Below are 17,482 nucleotides of genomic sequence, written 5' to 3'. Positions count from 1 at the left end.
TGCCGGGGGGGGGGCCCCGCGGGGGGGGGGGGCCCCGCGGCCCGGGCCGGGCCGGGTACGGCTGAGGGGAAGGACCGGTGGAGGGTCCCGGGGTCAGTCGCCGACGGCGTCGAGGGTTCCGCTGTCCACGCGGTCGGGAGCGTCCTCACCGCGCCGGCGCGCGGGCTCCCACCACCACCAGTGCGTCTGCGGCACCCAGTCGGGCACCTCCTCCTCGTTGACCGGACGCGCACTGCCCGCCACCTCGACGAGGGCCTCGTCGATGCGCGGGATCGCGTCCAGGTCGACGGGGCGGAGGAACTCCTGCCAGGGCACGAACTCGTCGCCGAGCAGCTGGAGCATCGACCGGCGCCAGCAGGCCGGACGGTACCCCTCGTGCTGGCCGTTCTCGGCCGCCGTCTGGCTGCGCACCACGTACAGGCTGAGCCGGTCCGGGTTGTTGCCGCCCACCAGCAGTTCGGCCAGTGTCGCGTTGAAGTTCCGGCCCGCCGGGGACTGTCGCTCGGTGCGCGATGTCGCCCGGTACAGGTCGAAGAGGGCGGCGAACGCGGTGTCCATGAGGGAGTCGCGGTCCCTGCGCCGGGTGGCGCTCTCCGCGAACGCGTCCGCGGCCCGCCTGGCCAGGCCGGGGAGGTCTCTTCCCGGGTCCGCGCTCACCAGTCACACCGCCTTGTCCTGTCGGGGGCCCGGCTGCCGGGGGAGGCTTCCGGGGCTCTCGTCCGCTGTGGGGTTGGTGCCCCACGGGATTCGATCATAATCACCTTCCGTTCCGGGGAGGTAGCGGGTTCAGCCCGTCGCGCCCCGCAACTCCGCGTCGAGCACGCGCGCCCACTGGCGCACGATCCGGCGGCGCCGGGGGCCGTCGTCGGCGAGCAGGTTCGCGAGGCCCAGTCCGCGGGCCAGGTCGAGGGTGGCCTGGACGGTCTCCCGGACTCCCGGGACCGACTCGTCGGCGCCCAGCAGGGCCACCGCGGACCGGTGGACCTCGCGGCCCATCTGCTCCTCCATGGGGAGGATGCGCTCACGCAGGACGGGGTCGCTGGCCGCCGCCGCCCACAGCTGGAGGGCGGCCTGGAAGTCCACCCCGCTGAACGCGTCCACGACCATCTGCACGACGGCCTCCGTACGCCCGGGCCCCTCCGGCACGGCGTCCGCACCCCGCCGGAGCTCCTCGCCCCGCTTGTCGAGCATGTGCCGCAGCGCCGCGAGGAAGAGGTCCTCCCGGGTGGGGAAGTGGTGCTGGGCCGCCCCCCTGGACACCCCCGCGCGTTCGGCGACCGCGCCCACTGTGGCCCCGGCCGCGCCGCGCTCGGCCAGGCAGCCCACCGCGGCGTCGAGCAGCCTGGCCCGGGTGGCCCGGCTGCGTTCCTGCCTCGGTGCGCGGTCGGCTTCGGTGTCCACGGTCGCGTCCCCTCGCTGCGGTGTGCCGGCCCCGGGCCGGGCGCCGGGCCTCGGCACCGGTCCGCCGGGCGCCGGTCAGTACGACTTGGGCAGGCCGAGGGACTGCTGGGCCACGTAGTTGAGGACCATCTCCCGGCTGACGGGGGCGATGCGCGCCAGACGTGCGGCGGCGATCGCCGACCCCAGCCCGTACTCGCTCGCCAGCCCGTTGCCGCCGAGGGTCTGCACGGCCTGGTCGACCGCGCGCACGCACGCCTCGGCTGCGGCGTACTTGGCCATGTTGGCCGCCTCGCCCGCCCCCGCGTCGTCGCCGGAATCGTAGCGGAGCGCCGCGTGCTGGGTCATCAGGCGGGCCTGCTCCAGTTCGATCTTGATCTGGGCGAGGGGGTGGGCCAGTCCCTGGTGGGTGCCGATGGGCCTGTCCCTCCACACGGTGCGCTCCTTGGCGTAGGCGACGGCCTTGTCGAGGGCGTGCCGCGCGCTGCCGGCGGCCAGGGACGCGGCCATGATGCGTTCGGGGTTGAGCCCGGCGAACAGCTGGAGGAGCCCGGCGTCGGGGTCCCCGACCAGGGCGTCGGCGGGCAGCCGCACGTCGTCCATGAACAGCTGGAACTGGTGGTCGGGGCTGACCAGGTCCATCTCGATCTGCCTGGCCTCGAAGCCGGGGGTGTCCGTGGGGACGGCGAAGAGGGCCGCGGACAGGGACCCGGTGTCCTCGTCGCGGATCCGGGCGACCACGAGGACGGCGTCGGCGACGTCGACCCCGGAGATGAAGGTCTTGCGGCCGGTGAGGATCCAGCCGTCGCCGTCGCGTCGGGCGGTGGTGGTGATGCGGTGGGAGTTGGAGCCCGCGTCGGGCTCGGTGATGGCGAACGCCATGATGGTCTCGCCCGTGGCCAGGCCGGGCAGCCAGCGGCGCCGCTGGCCGGTCGTGCCGAAGCGGGACAGGACGGTGCCGCAGATCGCCGGGGAGACGACCATCATGAGGGTGGGGCACCCGGCGGCGCTCAGCTCCTCCAGGACGGCGGCGAGGTCGCCGATGCCGCCGCCTCCGCCGCCGTACTCCTCGGGGAGGTTGACGCCCAGGTAGCCGAGCCGTCCGGCCTCGCGCCACAGGTCGGTGAGGTACACGCCCTCCTTGGCCCTGGCCCTGTAGTAGTCGGACCCGTAGGCCGAGGCGAAGTCGGCCACGACGGCGCGCAGTTCGACGCGCTCGGCGGGTTCGTTGAAGGTCATGGCACCTGTCACGGCTGGGGCCCTTCGTAGTCGAGTACGGCGAGGGGCGCCCCCGCCGGCACCCTCTGTCCCGCCGTGACCGGGATCTCCCGGACGGCACCGGCGGCGGGGGCGGTGATGCGGTGCTCCATCTTCATGGCTTCGACGCGCAGCAGCGTCTGCCCCTCGGCGACCCGGTCCCCCACGGAGACGTCCACGGCGACGATCGTGCCGGGCATGGGAGCGGGCAGGGCACCGTGGTCGATCACGGCCTCGGGGGCGGGCAGCGGGTCGACGGGGGTGAGGGTGACGGACCCCAGGGGCGAGTCGACGTGGACGCCGGCGCCGCCCGCGTACCTGTGGACGGCGAGGGCATGCCGTAGGCCGTCGACCTCCAGGACGACGAGGCCGGGGGCTGCGGAGATGACGCGCACGCCGGGCTGTTCGGGTACGGGGGCTCCCCGGACGGTCCGGTAGGAGGTGGTGATCCGGCGCTCTCCGGCCCCGCCGACGGTGTGGAGGCGGGTGTGGGCCTGGGACGCGAGGTTGCGCCAGTTGGCGGGGATCCCGGCGGGGACGGCCCCGCCGGGGCGGGCGGCCTCCGCCGCGGACAGGGACGCGGCGAGCGCGGCGAGGCGTTCGGCGGCGTGGTCGGCGAGGGGCTGCGCGAGGGCGGTGAGCCGGTCGGCGTCCAGGTAGCCGGTGTGCAGCTCCTCGGGGTGCTCCGCGGCGGCCCCGAACGCGGGGTGGCGGAGCACCCGTACGAGCAGGTCGCGGTTGGTGCCCACTCCGTGGAGGCGGGCGGCAGCCAGGGCCGAGGACAGGCGGCGGACCGCGTCGCGGCGGTCGCGGCCGAGGGCGACGACCTTGGCGAGCAGGGGGTCGAAGTCGGTGCCCACGGTGTCCCCGGGCTCGACGCCGCTGTCCAGGCGCACCCCGGGCACGGTGAGCGGCTCGAACCGGGCGGTGGCGGCGGGCACGTCGAAGGCGTGGAGGGTTCCGGTGCGGGGCCGCCAGTCGGCGCGGGGGTCCTCGGCGTACAGGCGCGCCTCGACGGCGTGGCCGCGCGGGGCGGGCGGTCCGCCGTCGGGCAGGGCCTCCCCCTCCGCGATCCGGATCTGCCACTCGACCAGGTCCAGGCCGGTGACGCACTCGGTGACGGGGTGTTCGACCTGGAGGCGGGTGTTCATCTCCAGGAAGACGGGGGCTCCGAGTCCGCCCTCGCCGACGGGGACGAGGAACTCCGCGGTGCCCGCCCCGGTGTAGTCGATGGCGCGGGCCATCCCCCTGGCCGCCTCGTGCAGTCGTTCGCGCAGGTCGTCGGGGATGCCGGGGGCGGGCGCCTCCTCGATGACCTTCTGGTGGCGGCGCTGCACGGAGCAGTCGCGATCGCCCAGGGCCCACACGGTGCCGTGGACGTCGGCGAGGACCTGGACCTCGACGTGGCGCCCGCGGCGCACGTAGGGCTCGCAGAACACGGCCGGGTCCCCGAACGCGGAGGCGGCCTCGGCTCCGGCGGCGGCGGCCTCCGCCGGCAGGTCGGCGAGGTCGTGGACGACCCGCATACCGCGTCCGCCGCCTCCGGAGACCGCCTTGACGAGGACGGGCATGTGTTCGGGGCGCACGTCCTCGGGGGCGAGGGCGTCGGCGACGGGGACGCCGGCGTCGCGGGCGATCCGCTTGGCGAGGGTCTTGGCGCCCATGCGTGCGACGGCGTCGGCGGAGGGCCCCACCCAGGTGAGCCCGGCGCCGGTGACGGCGCGGACGAACCCGGCGTTCTCGGACAGGAACCCGTAGCCGGGGTGGACGGCGTCCGCTCCGGCGGTGCGGGCCGCGGCGACCAGTGCCCGCGGGTCGAGGTAGGCGTCGACGGGGCTCCCGCTCCCGGGGAGCGGCAGGCGGACCGCGGTGTCGGCCTCCGCGACGTGCGCGGCGCCCTCCTCCCCGGGGGCGTGGACCGCGACGGTGCCGATGCCCATGGTGCGGCAGGTGCGGATGATCCGGCGGGCGATCTCTCCGCGGTTGGCGACCAGGAGGCGGGTGACGGGGCCGGGGTGCGGCGGGGTGTCGTTCATGGTCTCGGCCTCACATCCGGAAGACGCCGAAGCGGTCGGTACCGCGTACGGGCGCGTTGTGGGCGTGGGACAGGCACAGTCCCAGGACGGTGCGCGTGTCGCGGGGGTCGATGACCCCGTCGTCGTACACCCGGCCGGACAGGAACAGGGGCAGCGACTCGGCCTCGATCTGGTTCTCGACCATCTCGCGGACGGCGGCGTCCTGCTCCTCGTCGTAGGGGCGCCCCCGCGCGGCGGCGGACTGGCGGGCGACGATGGACAGGACCTCGGCGAGCTGCCTGGGTCCCATGACGGCGGAGCGGGCGCTGGGCCAGGCGAACAGGAACCGGGGGTCGTAGGCCCGGCCGCACATCCCGTAGTGGCCCGCACCGTAGGAGGCGCCCACGATCACCGAGAAGTGGGGGACGGTGCTGTTGGAGACGGCGTTGATCATCATGGAGCCGTGCTTGATGATGCCGCCCTGCTCGTACTCCCGGCCGACCATGTAGCCGGTGGTGTTGTGCAGGAAGACGAGCGGGGTGTCGGCGCGGTTGGCCAGCTGGATGAACTGCGTCGCCTTCTGCGCCTCGGCGCTGAAGAGCACGCCGTCGGCGTTGGCGAGGACGCCGACGGGGTAGCCGTGCAGGGTGGCCCAGCCGGTGACGAGTCCGCTGCCGTAGGCGGGCTTGAACTCGTCGAACTCCGAGCCGTCCACGATGCGGGCGACGACCTCGCGCGGGTCGACCGGCACCTTGAGGTCGGGCGGCATGACCCCGAGCAGGTCCTCGGCGGGGTGGAGGGGTTCGGGCGCGGACGGACGCGGATCGGGCCCCTGTTTGCGGTGGTTGAGCCGGGCGACGATCCGCCGCCCGAGGCGCAGGGCGTCGTGCTCGTCCTCGGCGAGGTGGTCGGCGAGCCCGGAGACCTCGGCGTGCATCCGGGCGCCGCCCAGGGACTCGTCGTCGCTGTCCTCGCCGGTGGCGGCCTTGACGAGCGGCGGCCCGCCGAGGAACACCTTGGAGCGGTCGCGGACCATGACCACGTGGTCGCTCATGCCGGGGACGTAGGCTCCCCCCGCGGTGGAGTTGCCGAACACCAGGGCGATGGTGGGCACCCCCGCGGCGGAGAGGCGGGTGAGGTCGCGGAAGGTCCGGCCGCCCGGAACGAAGATCTCCTTCTGCGTGGGCAGGTCGGCGCCGCCGGACTCGACCAGGCTGATCATCGGCATGCGGTTCCGCTCGGCGATCTCGGCGGCGCGCAAGGACTTCCGCAGCGTCCAGGGGTTGCTGGCCCCGCCGCGCACGGTGGGGTCGTTGGCGACGACGACGCACTCCGCCCCGGAGACCACGCCGACCCCGGTGACGACGCCGGCGCCGACGTGGAAGTCGCTCCCCCAGGCGGCCAGCGGTGACAGCTCCAGGAAGGGGCTGCCCTCGTCGAGGAGGAGTTCGATCCGTTCGCGGGGCAGCAGCTTGCCGCGGGCACGGTGGCGTTCGACGTACTTGTCACCGCCTCCGGCCAGGGCCTTGGCGTGTTCGGCGTCGATCTCGGCGAGCTTGCCGAGCATGGCCTCGCGGGCCTCGGCGAACGCGGGCGAGGAGGTGTCGAGCGCGGTTCCCAGGACGCTCACGATCGCGCCGCCCCCGCGGGGGTGCGGTGCGCGCCGCGGGCTCCGGGGACGGTCGGTACGGGGATCAGGGTGTTCACGGTCGTCCCACCTCCGGCAGGAGCTTCTCGGGGATCGGGGTCCTGCGTGCCCGCAACCACTCCCCCAGGCCCTTGGCCTGCGGGTCCGTTCCTTCGCGGCGCGCGCTGCCGGGGGCGAGCATGCCCTCGATCCAGAAGTTGGCGGCGCGCAGGTTGGGCAGCAGGTGGCGGGTGACCGCGAGGTCGGCGGTCTCGGGCAGCAGTTCGCGCAGCAGGTCGACGGTGAGGGTGTGGGCGAGCCAGCGCCAGGCGTCGTCTCCGGTCGCCCAGACCCCCAGGTTGGCGTCGGCCCCCTTGTCGCCGCTGCGCGCGCCCAGGACCAGGCCGAGCGGCGCCTCGCGGAGAGGCCCCCCGGCGAGGGGCGGCGGCAGCGGGGGCTCGGGGACCCCGGCCGGCCGCCGGGTCCGGGAGGCGGGCGCGACGGGGACGCGTTCCCCGTCGGGGAGGATCGCGGTGTGCTCGACCTCGCGGGCGGGCACGAACGCGTGCGTGGCGGCGACCCCGTCCGGCCGGGCGTCGCGCGGTGGCGCGGTGAGGTGGAAACCGGCGTAGCCGGCCAGGGCCAGTTCGACTGCGGCCGCCCCGAAGGCCCTGCCGACCGTGGTCGCGTCGTGGTCGCGCGCGGTCACACGCAGCCGGGCGGTCGCGGCGTCCTGGGTGGGACCGTGCGGGTCCTCGGCGGGGACGAACTCGAAGCGCAGGTCCTCGGGCCGGCGGCGGGCGAGCGCGGCGCGCATCTGCCGTTCGGCGAGCGCCGCCTTGTCCTCCGCGTCCAGGCCGGTGACCAGGAACTCGACGTCGTTGCGGAAGCCGGTGAGGTTGGTCAGCCCCACCTTGAGGTCGGGGGGCGGGTGCTCACCGCGCGTGCCGCTGAGGCGGACCCGGTCGGGGCCCTCCTGTGTGAGCCGGACGGTGTCCAGGCGTGCGGTGACGTCGGGGCCGGGGTAGCGGGCGCCCGCGATCTCGTAGACGAGCTGGGCGGTGACGGTCCCGGTGGTGACGGCTCCGCCGGTGCCGGGGTGCTTGGTGATGACCGCGCTGCCGTCGGCGGCGATCTCGGCGATCGGGAAGCCGGGGTGCTCCAGGTCGTGCCCGTCGCGGAGGAGCGCGGCGGCGTGGGCGTAGTTGCCGCCGGTGGCCTGGGCCCCGCACTCGATGACGTGTCCGGCGACCGTGGCCCCGGCCAGCGCGTCGAGGTCGTCGGGGGTCCACCCGAAGTGGGAGACGGCCGGTCCGACGGCCAGGGAGGCGTCGGTGACCCGGCCGGTGACGACGATGTCGGCTCCGGCGTCGAGGCAGGCGGCGATGCCGAAGGCGCCGAGGTAGGCGTTGGCGGTCAGGGGGCCGCCGAGGTTGAGCTCCTCCGCCCTGTGGAGGAGGTCGTCCCCGGTGACGCAGGCGATGCGGGGGGCGAGGCCGAGCCCGTCGGCGAGCTCGGTGAGTGCGTCGGCGAGCCCTCGCGGGTTGAGTCCGCCCGCGTTGGTGACCACCCTGACACGGCGCTCCATGACCAGTGCCAGGCAGTCCCGCATCTGGCCGAGGAAGGTCCTGGCGTAACCGCGCCCGGGGTCGGTGAGCTGGTCGCGGCCGAGGATGGCCATGGTGAGCTCGGCCAGGTAGTCGCCGGTGAGGACGTCCACCCGGCCGTCCGTGAGCATCTCGCGGACGGCGGCGAAGCGGTCTCCGTAGAAACCGGAGGCGTTCCCCACCCACAGCGGGGGCGTAGCGGTCATGGAGACGAGAGTGACACCGGACACACAGAAAAACAAGCACGGGTGCTTGTTTTTCTCCCGAAAGGGCTCCTGATCACGATGTGGCCGGAATCGGCCACAGAGCGTGGGTTACAGCTCTCCGGAGCGGGCACGCGCGCGGGGTAGTTTGGCGCCGTGAGTACCTCCCCTGAAGACACGAAGCCCACCGACGACTCCGGCGACTCCGGCAACACCGGCGACACCGGCGGCGAGGCGGTCGCGCCCGAGACCTCCGCCGCGAAGGCGCCCGACGGCACCGAGGCGGGCAGCGCCTTCCTCGAAGGAACCCCCGTCGGCCCGCCACCCGCGTCGGGCGGGCTCTTCGCCGCCGAGACCTTCAGCGTCATCGGCCTGCTGCTGTTCGCCCTGACCACCCTGCACACCCGGCTGTTCGAACTCTTCAGCTGGTTCTTCCTCAGCGGCGCGGCGCCGTCCCACAGCCCCCAGCAGGCGGGCATGCTCACCGCCGAGGTCGTGGTCGCGGGCGGGCTGAGCGCCCTGTCCGTGCTCGCCGCTGCCGCGGCCCTGTTCCGGGGCAACACCGCCACCCGCGCGTGGAGCCGCTGGAGCGCCGCCGCCACCGTCGTCGTGGGCAGCCTGCTGCTGCTCGTCTCGGTCCTGACCTTCGTCAGCCTGCCGTCCGGATCCTGAGCCCCCTCCGGCACCACGGGCCTCCGGCGCGGACCGCCCTCCGCCACGCCGGAGGCGTGGGCGCCGCAGTCCCCGGAACCACCCGACCGGGCCGCGCGGCCTCGCCCGGCCCGTCCCCTGCCCGCGCGTCCGCACGGCCCGGGAGCCGCCGCCTTCCGCAGCCCCGCCGGCGGGACGCGGGTCCCGCTCCCCCGAGGACCGCCCTCCCGGGAGCCCGCCCGCGGCTCCACGGCGATCCCGCCTGATCAGGCGATTCTTAGGCCCCTCTTACGGTGACCAGCATGTACGTTGGCCGCGTGAGTACCGCACCAGGAGACAACGACAGCCCCGACCGCACCCCTCCCACCGCGAACGAGGGCCCGAAACCGACGTTCGAACCCGGGCTCGCGGCGGAAGTTCCCGACTCCGCGACGGACCAGCCGTCCGACTCCGGCGCACCGGCCGACGAGGCCGCCGACTCCACGGGGGTCGGGACCGAGGCTGCCGCGGCGCCGACGGGGCCGCACGGTCCGGCGGCCTCCGGGGTGTTCTCCACGGAGACCTTCGGCATCGTCGGACTCGTCCTCCTCGCCGTGACCGTGTTCTCCGGGCAGCTCCTGGAGATCCTCACCAGCATGCTGCTCGTCGGCGGCCAGCCCATCGGCGCGGACCAGATCACGCAGATCCGCACGCAGATCATGCTCGGCGGGTCCGTGGCCCTGCTCGCCGTGGTGGTGTCCGCGCTCGCGCTGGCCCTCAGCGGAGCGCGGACCAGGCCGTGGGGGCGCTGGGTGTCTGCGGCGACGCTCATCACCGGGCTCCTGTTCGTGGTGATCGCCGCCGTGTCCTACCTGCTCATCCCGGACGCGGCCCCGATGATGCCGCCGATGATGGAGTGACCGCCGGACCGTACACGGAGCACTCCGGAGCGGGTCCGGGAGGGGCGGTGGCCGGACGGCCCGCCCCTCCACGGGGCCCGCTCCGCTCCCGTTCCCGGGCCGACCCTCCCGCGGTCGACGCGGCCGGGGACGGGCACCGGGCTCCCGGCAGCCCTCCCGTCCGGGGTCTGCGGGCTCAGGCGATGCGGTCGATGACCAGCGGGGACGCCTCGTACAGCGCGTCCGGGTCGATCTCGAACGCGCCCTCCAGGGCCTGCGCCGCACGCTCGAACCGCTCCGCCTCGTCCGCGTGCAGGGTGAACAGCGGCTCCCCGGCCTGCACCTCCTCGCCCGGCTTGGCGTGCAGCGTCACCCCCGCCCCGAACGACACCGCGTCCTCCTTGCGCGCACGGCCGGCGCCCAGGCGCCAGGCCGCCAGCCCCACCCGGTAGGCGTCCAGGCGGGTGACGGTCCCCGTCGCCGGGGCGAGCACCACGCGGCGCTCGGCGGCCACCGGCAGCGGCGCGTCGGGGTCGCCCCCCTGCGCCCGGATCAGCCGCTTCCACGACTCCAGCGCGCTCCCGTCCCGCAGAGCCTCCGCGGGGTCCTTGACGCCGTTCTCACCGGGGGCGAGCCCCGCGGCGGCGAGCATCTCGCGGGCCAGGGCCACGGTCAGCTCCACCACGTCGGCGGGACCGCCGCCGGAGAGCACCTCCACCGACTCGGCGACCTCCAGCGCGTTGCCGACCTGGCGGCCCAGCGGCGTCGCCATGTCGGTGAGCAGCGCGACCGTGCGGACGCCGTGGTCGTTGCCGATGTCCACCATGGTGCGGGCCAGTTCGCGGGCCGACGCGACGTCCTTCATGAACGCCCCCGACCCCACCTTGACGTCGAGGACCAGCGCCCCGGTGCCCTCCGCGAGCTTCTTGCTCATGATGGACGCGGCGATGAGCGGGATCGACTCGACGGTCCCGGTGACGTCGCGCAGCGCGTAGAGCTTGCGGTCGGCGGGGGCCAGACCCGTCCCGGCGGCGCAGATCACCCCGCCCGTGGCGTCCAGGACCCCGCGCATCTCCTCCGTGGACAGCGACGCGCGCCACCCGGGGATCGACTCCAGCTTGTCCAGGGTGCCGCCTGTGTGCCCGAGTCCGCGCCCGGAGAGCTGCGGCACGGCCGCCCCGCACGCCGCCACGGTCGGGGTGAGCGGCAGGGTGATCTTGTCGCCGACCCCGCCGGTGGAGTGCTTGTCGGTGGTGGGCCGGTCCAGGTCGGAGAAGTCCAGCCTGTCCCCGGAGGCGAGCATCGCCTCGGTCCAGCGGCTCACCTCGGCCCGGTTCATCCCGCGCAGGAAGACCGCCATGGCCAGCGCCGACATCTGCTCCTCGGCCACCCGGCCCCGCGTGTAGGCGTCGATCACCCAGTCGATCTGCTCGGGGGTGAGCTCTCCCCCGTCGCGCTTGGCTCGGATGACCTCGATGACGTCCATGTCCTGTCCTTTCACGTGGCGGGAACCCTGGCGGAAAACAGGTCTCCCCGGCCGCCGCCGTGCGGGCGGGTGCCGGGGAGACGGTGGCACTGACTATGTGAGGTTGTCCGGTCCGAAGGCCTGCGGCAGGATCCGTTCCATGGACAGGATCCCCTCCGGGGTGTCCACGAGCAGGTGCGGCCCGCCGTGCTCGAACAGGAGCTGCCTGCAGCGTCCGCACGGCATGAGGACCCCGCCCCGCCCGTCCACGCAGGCGAACGCCGTCAGGCGCCCTCCCCCGGAGGCGTGCAGGGCGCTGACGAGTCCGCACTCGGCGCACAGGCCGACGCCGTACGAGGCGTTCTCCACGTTGCAGCCGCTGACCACCCGGCCGTCGTCGACCAGCGCGGCAGCCCCCACCGGGTAGCGCGAGTAGGGGGCGTAGGCGTGGGACATGGCCTCGCGCGCGGCGGCGCGCAGGGCCTCCCAGTCCACGGAGTCCGGGTCGACCGGTCCGCTCGTCGTGGTGTCGGTCATGACCGGCTCGCCCTCCACTGCTTGCCGACCCCGGCGGGCGGCCGGAGTCGCTGGGATGCCAGCGAGAGGACCAGCAGCGTCGCGATGTGCGGGCTGTAGGTGGCCAGCTCGCGCGGCAGGGAGTCGGTCGAGAAGTACCACACCAGCAGCAGGATGCCGGTGAGCACTGCGGCGACCGCCAGGCCCTTGCGGTCCTTGCGCACCTGCCAGACGGCCACAGCGAGCAGGGCCACCGCCAGGAGCAGGAGCAGGGCGTGGATCGCCGCCCCGCCGCCGCGGATCTGGAGGGCGTCGGTGTAGCCGAACAGGCCCGCGCCCATGGCGAGGCCGCCGGGGCGCCAGTTGCCGAAGATCATGGCGGCGAGCCCGATGTAGCCGCGCCCGCCGGTCTGGCCCTCCTGGTAGATCTGTGACGCGACGATGGCCAGGAACACCCCGCCCATGCCCGCGAGGCCGCCGGAGATGACCACCGCGACGTACTTGAGGCTGTACACCGGCACGCCGAGGGACTCGGCGGCGTCGGGGTTCTCGCCCACCGAGCGCAGACGGAGGCCGAAGGAGGTCCGCCACAGCACCAGGTAGGTCACCGGGATCATCATGATCGCGATGAAGGTCAGCGCCGACATGCGCGTGGTCAGGCCGATCACCAGCGACGCCAGGTCGCTGACCACGAAGATCCCGCTGCCCGCCACGGGCGCGAGCGCGTCGGCGACGAACGGGAGGTTCCACACCGGGAACGGGGGCGTGGTCGGCGACTGGGCCGCGCCCGCGCCGGGCACGTCGGAGTAGACCAGGATCGACAGGTAGCGCATCGCGCCGAGCATGAGGATGTTGATGGCCACGCCGGAGACGATGTGGTCGACCGCGAAGGTGACCGTCGCCACGGCGTGCAGCAGGCCTCCGGCCATGCCCGCGAGGACGCCCGCCAGCAACCCCATCCACGGGTTGTCGGTGGACCAGGCGAAGTAGGCGCCGAACCAGGTGCCCAGGATCATCATGCCCTCGAGGCCGATGTTGATGATGCCGGCCCGCTCGGCCCACAGGCCGCCCAGGGCGGCCAGGCCGATGGGCACCGCGAAGGTGATGGTCGTGCGGATGGTGCCCGCGTCGGTGAGCATGTCCTGGCCGGTGATGACGCGCAGGCCCGCCAGGGACACCAGCACGGCGCCGAACAGGGTGAGGAAGCGCCAGCGCGACCACCCTCCCGGCCTCGGCGGCGCCTTGACCGGTTCCATCACGTTGAGTTCCTGGCTCACTGCGCCTCCCCGCCGCGCTTGCCGTCGGTGTCGGTGGCGGTGGCGCCACCGCCGTCGGCGGACCCGTCCTCGGGCGCCGCGTCGGACGACACGGCCTGCGCGGGTTCAGTGGTGGACTCGGCGGTGGTGCCGAGCTGGTTGCCGATCTGCTGCTGCTGGTAGCGGCGGCCCCAGCGGTGCACGACCTCGTAGACCACGACGACGGTGAGCACGATGGTGGCCTGGGAGATGACCGCGATCTCCTGGGGGATCCCGTCGAAGGGGAGGATGCCCGCCGCCTGGTTGAGGAAGGACCAGAAGAGGGCGGCGAAGACGATGCCGACCGGGTGGTTGCGGCCCAGCAGCGCGATGGCGATGCCGATGAAGCCGATGCCGGTCGGGAAGTCCAGGGCGTAGTAGTGCGAACTGCCCAGCAGCTGGGGCAGGCCGACCAGCCCTGCGACCATGCCCGAGAAGAGCATGGACAGGAAGACCATCTTCCTGACGTTGACGCCGCTGGCCTCGGCCGCCGTCTGCGACTGGCCGGTGGCCCGCAGCTCGAAGCCGAAGCGGGTGCGGTTGAGCATCACCCAGTAGGCGATGCCGACCGCGACCGCGAGGAGGACGAACCCGAAGATCTCCTGCTCGGAGCCGAGGAAGCCCGCCGGGATGCCGGGCACCCACGACGACTCGGGCATCGGCGGGGTGCCGATGTTGTTGGTGCTGATCTCCACCGCGAGGCGGTCGGTGCTGAGCAGGTAGGCGGTGATGCCGGTGGCGATGGCGTTGAGCATGATCGTGGAGATCACCTCGGAGACGCCCCGGGCCACCTTGAGGTACCCGGCGATGCCGGCCCACGCGCCGCCCACGGCGACGGCCGTGGCGATGACGACGATCTGGCTGAGCACCGGCGGCAGGACGACGTAGCCGCCGACGGCGGCCGCCATCAGCGCCGCGAGCCGGTACTGGCCGTCCACACCGATGTTGAACAGCTTCATCTTGAAGCCGATCGCGACGGCGACGGCGGCCAGGTAGTAGGTGGTGCCGTCGTTGATGATCTTGACCAGGCTGTTGGGCCTGGTGCCGTACTCGATCATCCGCGCGAACGTGGGCAGCGGCGGGATGCCGCTGAAGTGGAGGACGGCCGCGGTGACGCCGATCGCGATGACCCCGGCGGCCAGGACCGCGGCGAAGGACAGCGCGAGCATCGCGGACAGCCGGTGGAACAGCGTGAACGCCAGGACGGAGCCGACGAGCGCGCCCAGGGCGGCGGCGACCGGCTCGATCAGGGAGAGGTCCAGGAACCAGGCGGACAGCAGTCCGGTGACCACCGCCAGTACCAGGGCGGTCGGCACGACCAGGGTGGCGTGGAGGGTGGTGCCCTCCTCCTTCGTCCCGTCGCCTCCGGCCCGCCGCTCGTTCGGGACCAGGGGACCGGACCAGGCCACGAACGCGAAGGCCACCACGACGCCGATGATCAGCGCGGCCCACCACAGCAGCGCGAGATCGAGGGCCACGGTGACCCCGACGCCGAGGGCGGCGGCGACGGCCGCCGCGGCCGGGGCGGGCAGGGTCGTGCTGGGGCGGGGAATCCTACTCATGAGCCGCCCTCGTTCCCGTTGCGGTCGGCACCGTCAGCACCGCTGTCACCTTCTGTGCTCCCGTCGTCCCCGGCCAGCCCGGCTCCCGTCATGGCGGAGCCCAGCTGTTCGGGTGTGACGGTGGTCGGATCGGCCTCCGCGACCAGGCGGCCGCGCAGGATCACGTGCAGGGTGTCGGACATGCCGATCAGTTCGTCCAGGTCGGCGGAGACCAGCAGGACCGCCAGGCCGGCCGCCCGGGCGTCGCGCAACTGTTCCCAGATGGCGGCCTGCGCACCGACGTCCACACCGCGGGTGGGGTGGGCGGCGACCAGGAAGCGGGGGGACCCGCTCATCTCCCGGCCGATGATGAACTTCTGCTGGTTGCCCCCGGACAGGGCGTCGGCGATCACGTCGATGTTGGGCGTGCGCACGTCGTACTCGGCGACGATGCGCTCGGAGTCGGCGCGCGCCCCGGCCTTGTCGATCCAGGGGCCGCGGACGCTGGGCGCCTTGGTCTGGTGGCCGAGGATGCGGTTCTCCCACAGGGGCGACTCCAGCAGCACTCCGTGCCGGTGGCGGTCCTCGGGGATGTAGCCGACCCCCGCCTCGCGGATGCGCAGCGTGGGCCATCCGGTGATGTCGTCCGCACCCAGGGAGATGGTGCCGGAGATCAGCGGGCGCATGCCCATGATGGCCTCGATGAGCTCCGACTGGCCGTTGCCCTCGACGCCGGCGATGCCCACGATCTCGCCCTCGCGGATGTCCACCGTGACACCGTCCACGACGGCGCGGCCCTCGGCGGAGCTCACGGTGACCCCGCGCAGGGACAGGACGACGTTGTCGGTGACGGTCGACTCCCGCAGTTCGGGAACGGGGAGCTCACCGCCCACCATCAGCGTGGCCAGTTCCCGGGCGGTGGTGGTGCCCGGGTCGGCGGTGGCCACGGTGGTACCGCGCCGGATCACGGTGATCTCGTCGGCGACGGAGAGGACCTCGTCCAGCTTGTGCGAGATGAAGATGACGGTGAGGCCCTCGCGCTTGAGCTCGCGCAGGTTGTCGAACAGCTCGTCGACCTCCTGCGGGACCAGGACCGCCGTGGGCTCGTCGAGGATGATCGTCTCGGCGCCCCGGAAGAGCACCTTGAGGATCTCCACGCGCTGGCGCTCGCCGACGCCCAGGTCCTCCATGAGCCGGTCGGGGTCGACCCCGAGCCCGTACTGGGAGGACAGCTCGCGGATGTGCGCGCGGGCGCGGTTGCCGATGCCGAAACGGCGTTCGGCGCCGAGGACCACGTTCTCCAGCACGGTCAGGTTGTCGGCGAGCATGAAGTGCTGGTGCACCATGCCGATGCCGTGCTTGATGGCGTCGGAGGGCGAGTTGAGTCGCACCTCCCGGCCTCTGACGTAGATCTGTCCCTCGTCCGGCCTGTGCATGCCGTACAGGGTCTTCATCAGTGTGGACTTGCCAGCACCGTTCTCGCCGACGATGGCGTGCACGGTGCCCGGAGCCACGGTGATGTCGATGTCGTGGTTGGCCACGACTCCGGGAAAACGCTTGGTGATCCCGCGCAGCTCAACGGCGGGGGGCGCCAGGGCCCCGTTGCCCGATGGCGTGCTGCTCATCTGTCTCCTCGTGAACTTGCGGCGTGGCGCGGACCGCCGGGCCGGACACGGCCCGGGGGCGCCACCGTCGCGGAACGGCAACCGGGGCGGCACCGGACCCGGGGGGCTCCCCCTGTCCAGTACCGCCCTTGGATGCGGCCGCCGCGGGTCGCACCCGGGGCGGCTCCGCGCGGGGCGTGGTCCGCGGACACCCATCCTGCTACGCGAGGGGCGGTATCCGCGGAGCACGCCGCGTGCGCGGTCTACGGCGCGGTCGGAACCTCGATCTCGCCGTCGATGATCTGCTGCTTGATCGCGTCCAGCTCCTCCTGGATCGGGCTGATCGCCTCCTCGTTGGAGGTGGTGTAGTCGACGCCGCCGTCGGCCAGCTCGAAGCGCTGGATGCCGCCCTCGGGGGTGCCGTCGACCGCGACCTGGATCAGCTCGAACACGGCCACGTCCACCTGCTTGATGGCGGAGGTGAGCACGAACGGCTTCTGGTTGTCCTCGGCGTTCTCGTACTGGTCGCTGTCCACGCCGATGAAGGTGAAGTCGTTCTCCACGGCGGACTCCAGGACACCGTTGCCGGAGGCGCCGGCGGCGTGGTAGATCACGTCCGCGCCGCGGTCGTACTGGGCCTGGGCGAGCTCGCGGCCCTTGGCCGGGTCGCTGAAGCCGGTGAAGTCCGGCGGCTGGCTGAGGTAGTCGACCTCGACGGTGATGTCCTCGGTGACGTGCTCGGCGCCCGCGACGTAGCCGGCCTCGAACTTGTGGATCAGCGGGGTCTCGACGCCGCCCACGAAGCCGACGTGGTCCTCCTCGGAGGTCAGCGCCGCGGCGGCGCCGGCCAGGAAGGAGGCCTGCTCCTCGGCGAAGACCAGGCTGGTGACGTTGTCGATGTCCGGGATCTCGGAGTCCACGATGGCGAAGTGGACGTCCGGGTACTCGGGCGCGACCGCGCGGACGGCGCCGTCGTAGGCGAACCCGACGGCGATGACGACGTCGTAGCCCTCGTCCGCCATGGTGGCCAGGCGCTCCTCCTTGGCGGATTCGGCCTCACCGTCGGACGGCTCGAAGTCCTGGGTCTCGACACCGAGCTCCTCGGCGGCCTGCTCCAGGCCGCGGTAGGCGGAGTCGTTGAACGAGCGGTCGCCGCGGCCGCCGACGTCGTAGGCCAGGCCGATGCGGACGTCGGACGAGGCCCCCTCGCCGCCGTCGCCGGAACCGTCGGCCTCATCCGCTGCACTGTCGCACGCGGTGAGGGCCAGCACACCCGCCGCCGCCACCGCGGCGAACTTGACTGCGTTGCTGCGCTTCACTGGTAACTCTCCCCTTCGCCCTCTCAGCGGCCCACATTCCGTACGACCGAACTGAGTTCTGCGGTCGGACAATATCCGGTGGCCGAAAGTACATCTCACCAACAGG

Annotated in this window: 14 protein-coding genes; 2 read left to right on the top strand and 12 right to left on the bottom strand. The window is 73.3% G+C overall.

Features of this window, described 5'->3' with window-relative positions; all coding sequences use genetic code 11:
- Nucleotides 1–93: 93 nt before the first annotated feature.
- From Q8791_RS29835 to Q8791_RS29810, 6 genes are all read right to left on the bottom strand, one after another.
- Nucleotides 94–657, bottom strand: coding sequence for a hypothetical protein (locus tag Q8791_RS29835; RefSeq protein ID WP_330095190.1), 564 nt, complete (start codon nt 655–657; stop codon nt 94–96).
- A 129-nt stretch (nt 658–786) separates the two neighbouring features.
- Nucleotides 787–1,401 (bottom strand): TetR/AcrR family transcriptional regulator, encoded by a 615-nt coding sequence (locus Q8791_RS29830; protein WP_330095189.1) that lies wholly within the window; start codon nt 1,399–1,401, stop codon nt 787–789.
- A 75-nt stretch (nt 1,402–1,476) separates the two neighbouring features.
- Entirely contained in the window at nt 1,477–2,637 is a 1,161-nt protein-coding gene (locus tag Q8791_RS29825) for an acyl-CoA dehydrogenase family protein (RefSeq protein WP_407942079.1), read from the bottom strand.
- 8 nt (nt 2,638–2,645) lie between these two features.
- Nucleotides 2,646–4,691: an ATP-binding protein gene (locus tag Q8791_RS29820; protein WP_330095187.1), complete on the bottom strand. Its 2,046-nt coding sequence runs from the start codon at nt 4,689–4,691 to the stop codon at nt 2,646–2,648.
- Nucleotides 4,692–4,701: 10 nt separating this feature from the next.
- On the bottom strand, nt 4,702–6,300 hold the full coding sequence (locus Q8791_RS29815; RefSeq protein ID WP_330095186.1) for an acyl-CoA carboxylase subunit beta: 1,599 nt from the start codon (nt 6,298–6,300) through the stop codon (nt 4,702–4,704).
- A gap of 73 nt (nt 6,301–6,373) precedes the next feature.
- Nucleotides 6,374–8,110, bottom strand: coding sequence for an acyclic terpene utilization AtuA family protein (locus Q8791_RS29810; RefSeq protein WP_407942078.1), 1,737 nt, complete (start codon nt 8,108–8,110; stop codon nt 6,374–6,376).
- A 153-nt stretch (nt 8,111–8,263) separates the two neighbouring features.
- On the opposite strand from Q8791_RS29810, the gene Q8791_RS29805 reads away from it, so the two are divergent.
- The gene (locus Q8791_RS29805; protein ID WP_330095184.1) at nt 8,264–8,779 is read left to right on the top strand and encodes a hypothetical protein; all 516 of its coding nucleotides are present in this window, start codon (nt 8,264–8,266) and stop codon (nt 8,777–8,779) included.
- A gap of 296 nt (nt 8,780–9,075) precedes the next feature.
- The gene (locus Q8791_RS29800; protein WP_330095183.1) at nt 9,076–9,657 is read left to right on the top strand and encodes a hypothetical protein; all 582 of its coding nucleotides are present in this window, start codon (nt 9,076–9,078) and stop codon (nt 9,655–9,657) included.
- 175 nt (nt 9,658–9,832) lie between these two features.
- Here the strand turns inward: Q8791_RS29800 and Q8791_RS29795 are convergent, their stop codons facing one another.
- The 6 genes from Q8791_RS29795 to Q8791_RS29770 all read right to left on the bottom strand — a co-directional run bounded on the left by Q8791_RS29795 (nt 9,833) and on the right by Q8791_RS29770 (nt 17,376).
- Nucleotides 9,833–11,122, bottom strand: a complete 1,290-nt coding sequence (locus Q8791_RS29795) for a thymidine phosphorylase (protein ID WP_330095182.1) — start codon at nt 11,120–11,122, stop codon at nt 9,833–9,835.
- Between the two features lie 93 nt (nt 11,123–11,215).
- Nucleotides 11,216–11,656: a cytidine deaminase gene (locus tag Q8791_RS29790; protein WP_407942077.1), complete on the bottom strand. Its 441-nt coding sequence runs from the start codon at nt 11,654–11,656 to the stop codon at nt 11,216–11,218.
- Entirely contained in the window at nt 11,635–12,894 is a 1,260-nt protein-coding gene (locus Q8791_RS29785; protein WP_330095180.1) for an ABC transporter permease, read from the bottom strand. Before Q8791_RS29785 ends, Q8791_RS29790 begins: the two co-directional genes overlap by 22 nt.
- Complete coding sequence (locus Q8791_RS29780) at nt 12,891–14,474, bottom strand: ABC transporter permease (protein ID WP_330095179.1); 1,584 nt, start codon at nt 14,472–14,474, stop codon at nt 12,891–12,893. Before Q8791_RS29780 ends, Q8791_RS29785 begins: the two co-directional genes overlap by 4 nt.
- A complete protein-coding gene (locus Q8791_RS29775) occupies nt 14,471–16,078 on the bottom strand; it encodes an ABC transporter ATP-binding protein (RefSeq protein ID WP_330095178.1) in 1,608 nt (535 codons plus the stop codon). Before Q8791_RS29775 ends, Q8791_RS29780 begins: the two co-directional genes overlap by 4 nt.
- 242 nt (nt 16,079–16,320) lie before the next feature.
- The gene (locus tag Q8791_RS29770; RefSeq protein WP_330095177.1) at nt 16,321–17,376 is read right to left on the bottom strand and encodes a BMP family lipoprotein; all 1,056 of its coding nucleotides are present in this window, start codon (nt 17,374–17,376) and stop codon (nt 16,321–16,323) included.
- Between the last annotated feature and the right edge of the window lie 106 nt (nt 17,377–17,482).

Origin of the sequence: Nocardiopsis codii (assembly GCF_036327455.1) — a bacterium.
In the GTDB taxonomy this organism is placed as follows: Bacteria; Actinomycetota; Actinomycetes; order Streptosporangiales; family Streptosporangiaceae; genus Nocardiopsis; species Nocardiopsis codii.
The sequence above is the reverse complement of the archived record's forward strand: the minus strand, read 5'-3'. Positions and strand labels throughout refer to the sequence as shown.

What these genes read in the sequence shown, in the direction of transcription:
- Q8791_RS29825 (WP_407942079.1), bottom strand. Translation starts at nt 2,637, where the DNA reads ATGACCTTCAACGAACCCGCCGAGCGCGTCGAACTGCGCGCCGTCGTG.
- Q8791_RS29820 (WP_330095187.1), bottom strand. Translation starts at nt 4,691, where the DNA reads ATGAACGACACCCCGCCGCACCCCGGCCCCGTCACCCGCCTCCTGGTC.
- Q8791_RS29810 (WP_407942078.1), bottom strand. Translation starts at nt 8,110, where the DNA reads ATGACCGCTACGCCCCCGCTGTGGGTGGGGAACGCCTCCGGTTTCTAC.
- Q8791_RS29795 (WP_330095182.1), bottom strand. Translation starts at nt 11,122, where the DNA reads ATGGACGTCATCGAGGTCATCCGAGCCAAGCGCGACGGGGGAGAGCTC.
- Q8791_RS29780 (WP_330095179.1), bottom strand. Translation starts at nt 14,474, where the DNA reads ATGAGTAGGATTCCCCGCCCCAGCACGACCCTGCCCGCCCCGGCCGCG.
- Q8791_RS29775 (WP_330095178.1), bottom strand. Translation starts at nt 16,078, where the DNA reads ATGAGCAGCACGCCATCGGGCAACGGGGCCCTGGCGCCCCCCGCCGTT.